Genomic DNA, 14,959 nt, shown 5'->3' on the forward strand with positions numbered 1-14,959 from the left:
CATAAAAGCAAATAAGATAATATGGTTCAAGAAATCACCCAAATCGAAACAGAATCAAAACTAATGACTCTAGATGAGTTTCTGGATTGGTATCCAGAAGACGGTAACGGTATTTTTGAATTGCATAATGGGGTCATAGTCGAAATGCAACCAACAGGAACGCACGAACGGGTAACATCAGAATTAGCAGCTGAATCATTAATTGAAATTCGACGATTAAAACTTCCCTACTTTGTTGCCAGACAATGTGTACTTAGACCTACTGATTCGGATAATTCAGGCTATAGGCCAGATGCGATCGTTCTGGATGAGAAAGCGCTAGAAAATGAACCACTGTGGAAAAAAAGATCTTTAATTACTAAAGGTGAGTCTACGCGATTGGTAATTGAAGTAGTCAGTACCAATTGGCAAGATGATTATCTAATGAAATTAGGTGAATATGAAAAGTTTGGTATTCCGGAATATTGGATTGTTGACTATTTAGGTTTGGGTGGTAGGCGTTATATTGGCAATCCGAAACAACCGACAATTTCGGTTTATCAAATGGTGGATGGAGAATATATGGTTAATCAGTTTAGAGGAAGCGATCGCATCCAATCTGCCATCTTTCCTGAGTTGAATTTGACAGCAGAGCAAATATTTAAAGTTGGTCAATAGTTTTGACTGCTTGTTAACAGTTTAGATTGATGCCTAAAGGTATTAGCAGATATAAAGAAGTAAAATCTCTGTAAGACATGGGTTTGACAAAAAAAGAGTCTGTAGGGTACATCAGAGGTGCAGAATTTTGGCAAGGCTCTTTAATTTTAACTTTAGCGCTCTGACGCACCCTAGTTAATTAGGTTTGACCGCAAATTTGTTGCAAGGTCGTGGTAAAATCCGGATAGGAAATTGCCGCAGCTTCGGCACCGTTAACAGTAGTTGTACCGTCAGCGTTGAGAGCTGCGATCGCCAAACTCATTGCTATCCTGTGATCGGTATGACTGTCAACATCAGTACCTGTTAAAGGCGTACCGCCAGTAATTTCCAAACCATCCGGTAATTCCGTTACTTTCGCACCCATCCTGTTGAGTTGGTTTGCCATGACAGCGATGCGATCGCTTTCTTTGACGCGCAATTCCGCTGCATCCCGAATTACGGTTGTACCTTCGGCAAATACTGCCGCTACGGCTAAAATCGGAATTTCATCTATCAAACGAGGTATCATTTCACCGCCGATTTGACAAGCTTTTAACTTACTGTGACGCACTCGCAAATCTGCCACCGGTTCCCCAGCGACAATCCGCTGATTTTCTAACCCGATATCTGCGCCCATCATACCAAGAGCTGCCAAAATGCCGGTGCGCGTGGGATTGACTCCCACATTTTCAATTAGTAACTCAGAATCTGGTACGATCGCACCAGCAACCAACCAAAAAGCCGCCGAACTGATATCCCCAGGTACGATTACAGATTGTCCTTGCAGTTTAGCAGGGCCGACGATTGTCGCGCTATTGCTTTCCGGGTCTACAATCACCTCTGCGCCAAAAGCCTTCAGCATCCGTTCCGAGTGGTCGCGAGATAGCGCCGGTTCAGTTACCGTCGTTTCTCCTTCTGTCAATAAACCAGCCAAGAGGATGCAGGATTTCACTTGTGCCGAAGCAATGGGAGAATTGTAAATAATCGGCTTTAACTGCTGTCCTTGAATTGCTAGAGGCGCGAGAGAATTCCCCTTCCGTCCCCAGATTGTAGCACCCATCTGCTGCAACGGTTTGACAACGCGGGACATTGGACGCGATCGCAGCGAACTATCCCCCGTCACCGTAAAAAATCGTCCGGGATGAGAAGCCAAAATTCCTAACATCAGCCTCATGGTAGTACCGGAATTTCCAGCATTCAAAATATCATTAGGTTCTAGCAGCTGACCGAGGCCAATACCCCGAACCCGTACTAACTCAGTATTCAGCTCGGAAATTTCTGCCCCTAGTGCGCGGAAACATTCTGCGGTACTGCGCGGGTCTTCGCCTAAGAGCAATCCTTGGATTTGGGTTTCTCCTGTCGCTAAAGCACCCAGCATTAAAGCGCGGTGGGATATGGACTTATCTCCCGGAACTCGGATTGGGCTAGCGAAAGACAGCCCAGAGGTGGGTTTTTGGATGAGTAAAGACTGCCGATCTTCAGTAATTTTGTGCGTGACAACCGGAACTGGCATTGGGATAGACTGGTGGAAGACTGCGAAGTTAGATCCTACCCTTTCCCCTGCCTCGCTGGGTCATTTTTTTGGGAATTTTATCAGTTTGTCGATCGTATTTTATGCTGACGCATCATCGCAAGCCTGTTTGTCTATCCCTCGTTTCTACAGATCTGCCGATTTGGTCTGTGGTGGAAACTTCCGCTACTATATACCAAAAAGACCGCGATCGCTTCCATTTGCTTTTGAGCGAACCCCCAATTCACGAACAAGAAGCTGTTGATGATTCCCCGCTGGAGGGAACGCTACCCGGTGTATCGCCTCGTCTGTTGTGGTTAGAAATTTCGCCTCGCCGCGTGATTATGACGATGCAAGGAAATGGTAAGTTGAGTTATCGTCATCTTTGGGAAAACGGCGTTTACGGTCTCAGCCGTTATTGGCTGCACACGCAATTATCCCAAGGACAAGGGCAGATACGCCTGCGTAACTTTACTACTGACTTGACTCTGGAAGGACGACCTTTTCCCGAACATCTGCGTGTGGAATACGAATTGTGGTCTGAAAAAGTGCAATTGGGTCGCTATATTCTCAATTTAGAAATCCATCACTGAAGAATTAATAATTAGTCTTTAAAAAGCTCTAGTGCCTTATCAAAGTTAGCTTCACCCGCTCTGCTTTGCAAAATTGAACGCGCTACTTCAATAAAAGCCAGGTCGGTTTTTTTGTCAGCTTTAATAATTTTGCTTGCGGGGTAATAGCTGACATCATCTGAATCTGTTTCGCCAGTTGTGCCCGTACACAAACTGGCTTTGCCTTTATCCCATAACACCGCTTTACCTCGCAAAGTAAACTGAAACCAAATAATTTGATTATTTTGGATGTCAAAAAACATATCAAAATAAGACTCGTCGCCTTGATACCAAATTCGTTTTATGCTAGTATCTTTGGCGGATTTTAGTATTTTCTGATCGATTTGACGTAAGGAATTTGCCAGTGCTTGTATCTCATCTTTGTCCATAAGAGAATCCATTTGATAGCTAGGGGCTAGGGAGTAGGGACTAGGGATTAGGGGAAGAAGCTAGAATCAAGGGTTTAATGGAATTAAGAACATATTAACTTTCATTGGTTGCGATACTCTCCCTAGCAAAAATCATCACGCGCTCAGGCCGAATGGTGAAGTTAACGTAAAAATTTTAATCTAATATACCTAACTATGTAATACTAATTTGTATCGCCTTTTTCAGGATATTAAATTTAATTTGAAATCTGCAATTTGAAAATTGAAATTATTCATGTGCAATTAGGCGTTAACAATTGGTGATATTTGTCCGGCTTGGACGGTGAGAATTTGAGAAGAATTTAACCAAGCTCGATCGAACGCGCTTAAGTGAGTCGTGGCGATCAAAGTTTGAAATCTTTCTTGAATAGTGTCCAACAGTTGATTTTGACGGTTAAGGTCTAGTTCCGCGAGGACATCATCAAGAAGCAAGAGGGGCGGTTCGCCAACGACTTCTTCTATTAATTTTAACTCTGCCAGCTTTAAGGCTAGCACCAAAGTGCGTTGTTGACCTTGGGAACCGTATTGGCGAGCGGGTGTTTGGTTAATAAAAAACTCAATTTCGTCGCGGTGAGGGCCAACAAGTGTAGTACCTTGGTATTGTTCGGCGACGCTGCGCTGCTGAATCTTGTCGAAAAAAGCCTGCTGTACCCATTCTGAGTTATCTTGTTCCAAACCGATATTGGGCGCGTACTTAACTTCCAGCACCTCCATACTACTGCTAATTGCTTGATGCCACGTTTGTGCAATGGGAGCCAAACGCTGCAAAGCTCTCGCTCGACGCCTGGTAACGCGGGAACCGACACTTACTAATTGTGCATCCCAGAGAGCTAATTCCGTATTTTGGGCGATCGGTTTCGCGTTTTCCGCCAGCAGCTTTAACAGAGCGTTGCGCTGACGGAGAATTTTATTGTACTGATGTAAGATGTGCGCGTAGAAAGGTTCGAGCTGAATTACCAGCGTATCCAACCAACGGCGACGCGACTCCGGGCTACCTCTTACCAGTTCTAAATCCAAACTGGAGAATTGTACCGCATTGAGCGTACCTAAAAATTCGATCTGACGCTTGAGAGATTCCCCTCTCTTGGCAACAGTACGGCGTCCGTTGCGGCGCAAAGTTAAACCCAAATCGACTGTACCTGTTTCCCGTTCCAGGGTAGCAACAATTTTACCTTCTTCCGCTCCTTCGCGAACCAAATCGCGATCGCGCGTCACCCGATGACTCTTCAGTGTCGAGAGCAACTCCACCGCTTCTAGCAAATTGGATTTACCTTGTGCGTTATTACCCACCAAAATCGTTTTGGGGGCGCTAAACTCCACCATTTGATTGAGGTAGTTGCGGAACTGATGCAGGTGAAGGGTTTGAAGGTACATCTTTGTAGGGGCTAGAGGTTAGGGATTAGGGGCTAGGGGAGAGGAAAAAGGGAAAAGGGAAAGGGGAAAAGGGGAAAAGGGGAAAAGGGAAAATATTAATTTTTCCGCTCCCCCGCTCCCCCGCTCCCCCACTCTTCCTCTATCCCCTATCCCCTAATTTCTAGACCCGACCTGCTGTTCGCCTGCGAATAAACAGCTTCTCCAACTCAATCCAAACAAACATCAGCATACTGAAACCAACGCAGATAGCGAGTTCCAATCCATCCAGAGCTTGAGTGCCAAAGAAAGCTCGCAGGGGTGGAACGTAAATCAGCATCAGCTGCAAGATCGTGGTGAGAATTACAGCACCCCAAACAAAGGGATTTGTCAAGGGGTTTAACTCGATCGTCAGTTGGGTGTTAGAGCGAATCGCGATCGCATGACCCATCTGTGCGAGGCAGAGAGTAGTGAACACCATTGTCTTCCAGCGATTCGGATCGCCTGACATATGGGCGTGCTGGTATGCCCACCACATCATTGCGATCGTCAAAATAGAAAAGACCAAGCCAATGCGAACCATATAAGACCCCAATCCTCGCGCAAAAATACTTTCGCGGGGACTGAACGGAGGACGCTTCATCACGTTAGGTTCTGCCGGTTCCACTGCCAAAGCGAGAGCGGGGACGCCATCGGTAACTAAATTCATCCACAAAATTTGCAATGGCGTTAAAGGTACATCTCCCAAACCGATAATCGGAGCGGCAGCAATAGTCAGCACCTCACCAATGTTGGAACCGAGAATATATTTGATAAAGCGGCGGATATTGGTGTATACTACGCGCCCTTCCTCTGTGGCGGCGACTATAGTGGCAAAATTATCATCCAGCAATACCATATCGCTGGCTTCTTTGCTGACATCGGTGCCGGTGATACCCATTGCGATGCCGATATCTGCCTGTTTGAGGGCGGGAGCATCGTTGACACCATCACCGGTCATGGCGACAAATTGACCCCGCGTTTGCAGAGCTTGTACGATGCGTAATTTGTGTTCTGGGGAGACGCGGGCGTAGATGCTCACCTGCTCTACGACTTGTTCGAGTTCTGGTTGGCTGAGCCTTTGCAATTCTTGACCGCTGAGAACGCGATCGCCTTCATTGGCGATACCCAAATCGTAAGCGATCGCTTTGGCAGTCAGTTGGTGGTCGCCGGTAATCATCACCGTTCTAATGCGAGCCTGCTTACACTTGGCTACCGCTTCCCGCACTTCCGGACGCGGTGCATCGAGCATTCCCACTAACCCCAACCAGATGAGATCCTGTTCGATCGATTCATCCGGTTCTGCGGGTGTTTGGGCACCCAAAGGTTTGTAGGCAAAACCGAGTACGCGCAAACCTCGACCCGCCATCTGGTTATTGCGATCGAGAATTTCCCGGCGTCGGTTTTCCGTCAGTGGAACTTTGTCAGATCCCACCTGCGATGAAGCGCAGCGTTCCAATATCAGTTCTGGAGAACCTTTTGTGTACATCACCAATACAGAAGAGGAACCCGGTTCCCCCGCTTCTGCTTCCCAATCTCCTGTTCCCGTTCCCCGACAAATCACGCTCATGCGCTTACGTTCGGAGGAAAAAGGAATTTCGGCTACGCGAGGCATTTGGGAAGTTTGGGATTCTTTTTGGATATTGCCCTTACCTGCCAGAGTTAGCAGCGCCCCCTCTGTCGGGTCTCCTAAAATTATCCAGTTACCGCCTTCCCGTCCGCGTGTGTTGTCGGCTTGACACTGCAACTCGGCGTCATTGCACAGCACGCAGGCTAACAGCAGGGTTTGCAGTTCGGGATATCGATCGCTCGCGACCGGTCGATCGTCCAATTGAAAGTCGCCTTTGGGGGTGTAACCTTCGCCGGTGACGCGGAATGTGACATCGCCGGTGGCAACTTCCTGCACCACCATTTTGTTTTGAGTAAGGGTGCCGGTTTTATCCGAGCAAATAGTGGTCACCGAACCCAATGTTTCTACTGCGGGCAGTTTGCGAATCAGAGCGTTGCGGCGCACCATACGCTGCGTTCCCAATGCCAAAGTTACTGTAATTACAGCTGGCAAACCTTCTGGAACTACAGCTACTGCCATACTCAGAGAAACTTCCACAAGTTCGATAAACCTGTTTAAGTTCCAGCCGCTTTGGAATAAACCGATCGCTACTACAAAAGCGACTAAAATTAAGGAGCCGCTTACCAAGACATTGCCTAGCTGACCCATCCTTTGTTGCAAGGGAGTAGGTTCGCTTTCCACACCTTGCAGCATGGCGGCGATCTTGCCGAGTTCGGTCTGCATTCCGGTGTTGGTAACGATGACCTTAGCGCGTCCTTGGACGACTTCAGTACCTTGAAAGACGAGGTTGATGCGATCGCCCAAAGATGTCTCTTCGTCGAGTTGCAATTGCGATCGCTTATTTACTGCCTCCGCTTCCCCAGTCAGCGCGGACTCGCGGATTTGGAGATTGGATTCTTCGATCAAACGTCCGTCTGCTGCTACCTGGACTCCGGCTTCCAGGAGCATGATATCTCCCGGTACAAGTTCCTTGGCGCTGACTTCAATGGTTCTGCGATCGCGAATAATTCGCACCTTGGGAGAAGAAAGGCGTTTGAGGGCGGCAAGTGCTTTTTCGGCGCGACTTTCTTGCAGGTAGCCCAAAACACCGTTGAGGATCACAATTGCCAAGATGGCGATCGTGTCTTTGAAGGGAACTTCACCGCCAGACCCTCCTGGCTGTTGCAGCTTGACTAAATCTACGATACCGGATATCATTGCTACGCCGATCAGCATCAGTAGCATAATGTTGGTAAACTGATCGAGCAAGATCTGCCAAGCACTGCGACCGCCGGTTTCTTGCAGTTCGTTGGGGCCGTAGGTTTCCAAACGTTTTTTAACTTCGGCGTCAGTCAAACCGGAATCGCGATCGCTCTCCAGTCTGCGAACGGTTTTCTCGGCATCCAAGGTGTGCCAAGCTACTTCCTTTTCTCCTGGGGAAATGGCAGCAGGTGAAGAAGCGCCGCTAGGTGTTGCCCACAAGACGCGCTCTTTTTTGCGATCGGATTTGAGCAAACCAATTATCCAACAAGCGCCACCCACCAGCAGACAGACATAAGGCAACCATCTTATTAGTTGAGCTGTAAATAAGTTAATTCCAATACCGCGTGGATCTGCAAGGTTGGTACTGCCTGTAATCAGAACGCACTGCTGGTTTGACCCAGCGCAAACTAGATAACCGGAGGCATAGGCTGCGGCTATGCCTATTAAAGAGATCGGTACTGCTGCTATCAGTAAATTTGTCTTTTTCACGTTTACCTCTCTACTCTGAGAAACTGAGCTCGTGGGTTGGCTGAAAAATATTGTCGCCCTACAAGCTAAAGCCGGAATAAAGTTGGCTTGTGCGGTGGCTTAAAAATATAGTTGCCTCACAAGCCGCAATCAAGTTGATGGGAGTGAGGGTTGGATTAGGGGCCCTGGGGATGCCACCCATCGAACACCTCTTGGGAGATCGAGTCATAGTTGCCGCTTCCCAAGTAAAGCTGGCGTCAATCCAGATCGCTGCGATCGAGTTGGAGCGATCCATCCCTTTCCTGCCTATGCCAGTTGTGCGATTTGTCGGACAGAGACTTAACAAGAGCAGATGAGGTCACGGGAAATTCGAGAACGCCTACAAAAATTAATCATAAGGTTTTAGTTTGATACACGGATGCCATCAGAGCGCTCATTCAGTTAAGCCTGGAATTTCTGGCGAAGTGGGGACGAAGACTGGCAAAGCTTGTGGTATGAGGCGAAATTTAGCCGGAGTGTAAGTGGTAAGCTCTCCATCAGTATTAATGGGACGAGGTTTAACCGTAATCACTTCAAACTCTTCTCCTTCCAGAGTGCGAACACCGAGCCATTGTGGGTGCTGTCCCAGACTGAGAGCCAGTAGCTGTAGCAGCAATTGCCACCAGTGCTGAATTTCTAGGCTGTACAGGTCTAGCCTTTGGTCGTCGATCTTAGCGTCATCGCGGACAAGCATACCACCGCCGTAGTATCGTCCGTTGCCTACAGCAATTTGCACGGTTTTGACGCGAATTGTCTCGTCACCCTGACGGATATGCGCCCAGAAGGGTCGAGCTTGCCAAATGGCTTGGGAAGCAGTTGCCGCATAAGCGAGTTTTCCCCAACGTTGCTTTACTTCTTTTGTTAGCTGTTCGGTAATTTTGACGCTCAGTCCCAAACTGGCAACATTGAAGAAATGTTTGCCGTTCACCCAGCCTAAATCGATCCGCTGTATATGACCGTCGGCGATAATTTGGCAAGCTTCGGGTAGATTGGGGGGAATGCCGAGAGTGCGAGCGAGGTCGTTAGCTGTTCCCAAGGGGAGGATACCCAAGGGCAGTTGCGTTTCCAGGAGAGCATCTGCGGCGGCATTGAGGGTACCATCGCCGCCACCGACGATCGCCAAATCGACGCGATCGCAGTATTTGTGAATCAGTTTGGGTAGATGCTTTGGCTGTTCGGTAGACTCCTCAAACAACTGGAAGCCTAACGCTTGCAATTGCTCGATCGCCTGGGAGAGGTTTTGTTGACCTCGCCGGGAGTGACGGTTTACTAACAATAGGGCTCGCCGATTCATCTGGGCCAGGGGTTAGGGGTTAGGAGCTAGGGGCTGGGGGCTAGAAAAAGTCAAAAGTCAGGCATTCAAAAGTCAAAAAGAAGAGAAAAAAGCGAAAATATGAATTCTTCCGCTCCCCTACTCCCCCCCTCTTCCCCTAAACCCTAACCCCTAACCCCTAACCCCTGACCATAGTTAGCTTGCTTAGGAGATTAAGCTTATTATCTTTTATTTAAATACCGCAACCATCTGTAGTTATATTTGTGTTTCAGAATTGCCGGTGCTATCTATGACCTATTGCCTCCGCATTGCAGATATACCCACCAGCGAGCGTCCGCGAGAGCGGTTAATGACTCATGGCCCTAAAAATCTTGCGACTGCCGAACTGATAGCGATTTTACTCGGTACGGGTCAGGGGCCGGGAAAACTTTCTGCGGTAGGCTTAGGACAATATATTTTGCAACAATTGAGTCAACACGGGCGCGATCCGCTGGCGGTGTTGCGGGATATCAGCGCTGCTGAATTGATGAAGATTCCCGGCATTGGGCCTGCGAAAGCTACGACGATTTTAGCGGCGATCGAATTGGGAAAGAGAGCTTTTGCGTCGCGACCGCTCGATCGCACAGCTGTGGAAAGTCCCGCCGCTGCTGCGGCTGCTTTGAGTAACGACCTGATGTGGCAGCAACAGGAACGTTTTGCAATCTTGCTGCTGGATGTCAAGAATAGGTTGATGGGCACTCAAGTGATTACGATCGGCACAGCCACAGAAACATTAGCCCATCCGCGAGAGATTTTTCGGGAAGTCATTCGCCAGGGAGCCACGCGAGTCATAGTAGCGCACAATCATCCCAGCGGCAACGTCGATCCGAGTCAGGAAGATATTAATTTGACAAAGCAGCTATTAGTAGGGGCGCAGTTTTTAGGGATACCGCTGCTGGATCATTTGATTTTGGGCAATGGAGACCATTTAAGTTTGCGAGAAACAACTGGATTGTGGGATGAGTACCCGCAAGGTGATTGATATTTTTGGCTGCCGATTGTAGATTGGCGCTACCTGTGTTATATTAAAAATTCGCGGGCGATTAGCACAGTGGTAGCGCACATCCTTCACACGGATGGGGTCACTGGTTCAAATCCAGTATCGCCCATTTGAAAATCATTTTTTACCAACCTCGGCTGGATAATATTTGTCTAGCCACGATCGAATCGAAGATTTTAAGATAGTTTTTTCCGTCTCTTTAATACCGGCGGGGTCGAAGCGATCGCGGTAATGAAGCTCGACTATTGGTATTATATCATCAATTAAGTCAGATGCGGCTGACTCCTCTTTCATCCGTTTAATCCAGGATTTTAAAGACTCGGACGGGTGACGGGTTAATCCTAACTCATTTAAAGCTTTTTCGATTACAGCAAATTCGGAATCCTTTGTAACCAAATCAGATTTAGCCTTTGCTTTCGGCAATATCCGTTTTGCAGATAAACGGCGCACGCCTTTTTTATTACCAAATCTCCACATCGGAATTAATATCAACGGCAAAATCAGCCACCATCCATATTGTAAAGCCTGACTACCGATGATAGTTCCTAATTTGAAAGTGAACAGCGACCATAAATCGGAAATAAATCCAAATTTAGAAGCGTTTGCATCCTCAATGCTTGTCCAATCCGCAGGCGTTGTATCTAAGATTTGCCATCTCTTATTCAAATATACCATTGTCCAAGCATGAGCATGGCGACTTCGCACAATATATTGATTTTCTAAACTGCTAAATTCGCGAACGGAATAACCGACCGCATAACGCGCTGGGATACCTGCTGCACGCAACAAAAGCGTAGTTGCAGTCGCGAAATATTCGCAATGTCCGGCGCGAGTTTTCAGTAAAAATGTTGATATTGGAGTTGCATGATTTTCTTTGCCAGCCAATTGGAGAGAATAAGTAAAGTTTTTCAGGAAAAACTTATCGACGCGGTTTACTATTTCTGGCGGTGATTTACCTTGGATATCCAGTTGGCGAAGGATTTGATTAAGTGCTGGCTTTTCTGGATCGGGTATTTGCAAATCGTCTTCTGTTGGTGAGTTATCTAAAGAAAAATTATGATTAAAATGGATATCGTAAGTTATATTATTAACTTTTCCAGCTACTTTCACCGCACCATACTTATTCTTCTCCATCCGACTGACTGGTAATTCGTCTATTTCAAATGTTCCATCTGGTAGCGTTAATAAACCTTGACCGCCACGCAGAGTAGTAGAAATAGTGATTGTAGAATGATTCGCGGGTTGATTTCCCAAACGCCAACTCGTACCATCTTTCTCAGGTTGTACGGAAGTAAAATTCGGTTTAGCTGCTACCCACATGGAAGCTTTATACTTATTATAAGTTGCTTCCCTCAACAATCGGGGAAAATTTTGTTGATTTTCCGTAGCGACTCGGAACGCAATTTCATTCGATCGCTTCAATACCCCAATATCTCCTATATTCGTTTGTTTCTTCAATGAATTTGTCTCTAATTCGTTACCATTGCTGTACCATGTCGCCACCCGGTCTTCTATGGTAAGATGGAGTTGATGCAATCCCAGTTGTCCGATAAATCCAATACTTCCAGCAGTTAGAATGAAACACAGCCAAAGCATCGGCGAAAATCGTTTATACCGGACTGACCAAAGTGCGATCGCTAACAGCACAAACATCCCAATATAAAAATAAATATCCCTAACATTGGCGTTACTAGCTGCTAAAATACAAATAGCGAGATAGAGATAGCTGATATTAATGGTAAATCGTTTATTTTTGTTCGTTTCTTCTTCGTTGAATAAAAGAAAAAGTGTCGTTATATCAATTTTTTCTTCCAGCGAGTAACTTTGAGTAGCCAGCAGTGGGAACGAGACAACCGGAAGCCACTGGAAAAGAGTATAGACGAAGTAAAAAGTGGGATTTTGAATCAGCAGAAAAATAGATATAAAAATTAGAACAATCAGACATAAATTCGCTATGCGACGCACATCAGCTTTGGAGAAATCCCACCGCCAGGAAATGAAGCGAGAACCTTCGATAAGGATAGCCATCGGTATGGCAAAAATCCACATTCCCGTTTGCCAACCCCAAAAGATTAAACCTGCACCCAGCAGAAGCATTGGTGTTTTCATAACTGCATTAATTCCTCTTGGATTTTGCCTAAGTTTAAGATGCGGAAAGTTGCCATTCCATCTGGCATTGATTCGCGATCGAAGTTGTTTGTTTTATCTGCATCTGTTAAAATTAAGACTAAACTATGAATACCCATCCCACTCAGATAATTAACTAACCTTTTTCGGTCATCATCCCAACAGAGGAAGATGCAGATACAGCCACTCAATAGCGAAACCCTCTCCATCACTACAGGAATAATCGCATCAAAAGATTTATCCCGACAAGCGACAACAGAAGCGAGAATTTCCAGCATTTTGTCGGTATGACTCAAGCCTCTACCAAAGGTAAAACAATAAGCTTCGTGTCCGACGAACATCAAATCTAATAAGGATTCTTGAGTTTGCACTTCGCAGGCTAAAGAAGCGGCTATTGCTATTGCTTCTTCTAAGATTTGACTATACTTAACGCTTTGAAATGTATCTAAAATCAGCGCGTGGCGGACAAAAAATTCATCTTGTTCTTCTTTGACAATTGGTTTACCAACTTTCGCCCAACTTTTCCAGTGAATTTTTCGCAGGGAGTCTCCCGGACGATATTCTCGCAAAGACCGAAATTCCTCTGAATCTCCCACCGATGAAGCTAACGCCACACCACCAGATTGATATCTCCTCGCGCCGGGAAGTTTAATCGGTGGTACGTTGTATAATTTGGGCAAAACTAACAAAGATTGCGGTAAATGATTGGTTACACAAGCATTGAATAAACCAAAAACATCGGGTCGAATAACTGTTAAATCAGCAAACCGAATCACGCCTCGATAAGCAGGTGCAATCTCATAGACGATTTCGGTTTTACTGTTGGGTGGAAGCGGAGGTAAATCTATCGCTTTCGCTGTCGCTACTCGTTTCCTCGCAATCAACCACACCCAGCGATAATATCCCACATATCTATCAAAAGCATTCCGTTTTTCTTCTTCAGGTTCCGGTGTGGCGATAAATTCTGGAAAAGTGGGACGGGGGTCGGCAAAACTTTCCAATAATTGCAGGTTGTTTTGGATTTTGTTGGTTTTGTTGTGAATGACAATGCGGTACTTGAGGTTGACGCCAACTGTTGCGAATCGGGGGAGAATCCGAACTGCACTGAAACGGAAGGTAAAAAACCGACTGGAAACAATTGATATGATGAGGATTGATAAAAGGAAAGTAAATATCTGATAAGTTAAGTTTTGATTGGTATCTAAGCCAAGCGTGGCTGAGATAATCAAACATAATAAAATTATTACTCCACTGGTTGTCAATCGTCTGCGGCGCGATTGTTCGAGTGCATAAGTGAAATGGAAAAGTCGATAAAGAAAACGTTTCATTGTCATTTGATTGTCTCCTTATCCACGACTATAAACCTGTTTTAAAGGTACGTTGTTGCGCTTTAGCGCTCTTTATCCCAACAAACCCTTGGAAGGGCGAAGCATTCGGACAGAAAATCTTGGGTTTTGTGCAATAAATTGTCGCCCGAATGCTTCGCCCCTACCCTAAATTTGGACATAAACCGATTTCCTAATTTCACTCAAGTGGGAACAGGTAGAGATTTGAGTATTTCTTCCACAACTCCGGCGGCGGTTTTCCCAGAGAAACGCGCTTGGGGTTCCATAACTAACCGATGTGCAATTACTGCTACCGCCAATTCTTGAATATGTTCTGGCGTGACAAATTCATAGCCATCGAACAAAGCTAATGCTTGGGCAATTTTCATTAAGGCGAGAGAACCTCTAGGACTTGCACCTAATTGTACGCCTTCTGCTGACCTAGTAGCATTGACAATATCGACAAGATACCGTTTTAATTCTTCACTAATCCTAACTTGTTTGACCTGCTGTTTTAATTTTATGATATCTTGGAGGTCAACGCAAGGTTGAATGGTATCGATCGGATGTTGTTGAATTTGATCTGAAAGTAAATTTACCTCATCTTCCGGCGATATGTATCCCAAACTAAATTGCAGCGCAAATCTATCCATTTGGGCTTCTGGAAGCGGGTAAGTCCCGCGAGATTCGACGGGATTTTGAGTAGCGATGACAAAAAATGGCTCTTTAAGTTTGCGGACATTTCCATCAACGCTGACTTGAAATTCTGCCATTGCTTCTAATAGCGCCGATTGAGTGCGCGGTGAAGCGCGATTGATTTCGTCAGCTAAGACAACATGAGCAAAAATCGGCCCTTCGTGGAAATGAAAGGTGCGATCGCTCGGATCTAGCATCGAAATTCCTAATATATCTGATGGTAGCAGATCTGGTGTAAATTGAATGCGTTTGAAGCTGACATCGACGGAATATGCTAATGCTTTGGCTAAGGTGGTTTTACCTGTTCCGGGATAATCTTCTAGGAGAACGTGACCGCCACTAGCAAAGGCTGACAACAGCTTTCTGATTGCTGTTGATTGCCCTTTCATCACCTTTTGAATATTGTGACAAATTTTTTCATAAATTTCTTTGCCAGATAAGGTATTATTGGAGTAGTTGGCATTATCCATTTTTGTTCGCGATCGCAATATTTTTGGGAAATTTGGCGATTGAGATTCGGGTGCTTACTTTAGCTGGGATAAGGTTATTATAAGGCTGATTTAATCC

General features: G+C 46.0%; 12 protein-coding genes and 1 tRNA gene. 4 read left to right on the forward strand and 9 right to left on the reverse strand.

What is annotated here, in order from left to right; translation table 11 throughout:
* Positions 1-21: 21 nt before the first annotated feature.
* Entirely contained in the window at positions 22-657 is a 636-nt protein-coding gene (locus tag H6G03_RS05290) for a Uma2 family endonuclease (RefSeq protein WP_190462797.1), read from the forward strand.
* A 178-nt stretch (positions 658-835) separates the two neighbouring features.
* Here the strand turns inward: H6G03_RS05290 and aroA are convergent, their stop codons facing one another.
* A complete protein-coding gene (gene aroA, locus H6G03_RS05295) occupies positions 836-2,188 on the reverse strand; it encodes a 3-phosphoshikimate 1-carboxyvinyltransferase (RefSeq protein ID WP_190462799.1) in 1,353 nt (450 codons plus the stop codon).
* A 101-nt stretch (positions 2,189-2,289) separates the two neighbouring features.
* Between aroA and H6G03_RS05300 the strand changes: the two genes are divergently transcribed.
* The gene (locus tag H6G03_RS05300; protein WP_190462801.1) at positions 2,290-2,778 is read left to right on the forward strand and encodes a hypothetical protein; all 489 of its coding nucleotides are present in this window, start codon (positions 2,290-2,292) and stop codon (positions 2,776-2,778) included.
* Positions 2,779-2,789: 11 nt separating this feature from the next.
* Here H6G03_RS05300 and H6G03_RS05305 read toward each other — a convergent pair whose 3' ends face one another.
* From H6G03_RS05305 to H6G03_RS05325, 5 genes are all read right to left on the reverse strand, one after another.
* Positions 2,790-3,185, reverse strand: a complete 396-nt coding sequence (locus tag H6G03_RS05305; protein WP_242060304.1) for a hypothetical protein — start codon at positions 3,183-3,185, stop codon at positions 2,790-2,792.
* Between the two features lie 282 nt (positions 3,186-3,467).
* Positions 3,468-4,598, reverse strand: coding sequence for a DNA replication/repair protein RecF (gene recF, locus H6G03_RS05310; protein WP_190462805.1), 1,131 nt, complete (start codon positions 4,596-4,598; stop codon positions 3,468-3,470).
* A gap of 160 nt (positions 4,599-4,758) precedes the next feature.
* Positions 4,759-7,605, reverse strand: a complete 2,847-nt coding sequence (locus tag H6G03_RS05315) for a cation-translocating P-type ATPase (protein WP_190462887.1) — start codon at positions 7,603-7,605, stop codon at positions 4,759-4,761.
* 367 nt (positions 7,606-7,972) lie between these two features.
* Complete coding sequence (locus tag H6G03_RS05320) at positions 7,973-8,188, reverse strand: hypothetical protein (RefSeq protein ID WP_190462807.1); 216 nt, start codon at positions 8,186-8,188, stop codon at positions 7,973-7,975.
* A gap of 138 nt (positions 8,189-8,326) precedes the next feature.
* A complete protein-coding gene (locus tag H6G03_RS05325; RefSeq protein WP_190462809.1) occupies positions 8,327-9,226 on the reverse strand; it encodes a lipid kinase in 900 nt (299 codons plus the stop codon).
* 268 nt (positions 9,227-9,494) lie between these two features.
* On the opposite strand from H6G03_RS05325, the gene radC reads away from it, so the two are divergent.
* Both radC and H6G03_RS05335 read left to right on the forward strand, forming a co-directional pair.
* Entirely contained in the window at positions 9,495-10,226 is a 732-nt protein-coding gene (gene radC, locus H6G03_RS05330) for a RadC family protein (protein ID WP_190462811.1), read from the forward strand.
* 55 nt (positions 10,227-10,281) lie between these two features.
* A tRNA-Val gene (locus tag H6G03_RS05335) sits at positions 10,282-10,353 on the forward strand.
* A gap of 8 nt (positions 10,354-10,361) precedes the next feature.
* On the opposite strand, the gene H6G03_RS05340 is transcribed toward H6G03_RS05335, so the two are convergent.
* The 3 genes from H6G03_RS05340 to H6G03_RS05350 form a co-directional block, all read right to left on the reverse strand.
* A complete protein-coding gene (locus tag H6G03_RS05340) occupies positions 10,362-12,353 on the reverse strand; it encodes a transglutaminase-like domain-containing protein (RefSeq protein ID WP_190462813.1) in 1,992 nt (663 codons plus the stop codon).
* Positions 12,350-13,705: a DUF58 domain-containing protein gene (locus tag H6G03_RS05345; protein WP_242060305.1), complete on the reverse strand. Its 1,356-nt coding sequence runs from the start codon at positions 13,703-13,705 to the stop codon at positions 12,350-12,352. Before H6G03_RS05345 ends, H6G03_RS05340 begins: the two co-directional genes overlap by 4 nt.
* 194 nt (positions 13,706-13,899) lie before the next feature.
* Positions 13,900-14,862 (reverse strand): AAA family ATPase, encoded by a 963-nt coding sequence (locus H6G03_RS05350; RefSeq protein ID WP_190462815.1) that lies wholly within the window; start codon positions 14,860-14,862, stop codon positions 13,900-13,902.
* Between the last annotated feature and the right edge of the window lie 97 nt (positions 14,863-14,959).

This window comes from Aerosakkonema funiforme FACHB-1375, from assembly GCF_014696265.1.
In the GTDB taxonomy this organism is placed as follows: domain Bacteria; phylum Cyanobacteriota; class Cyanobacteriia; order Cyanobacteriales; family Aerosakkonemataceae; genus Aerosakkonema; species Aerosakkonema funiforme_A.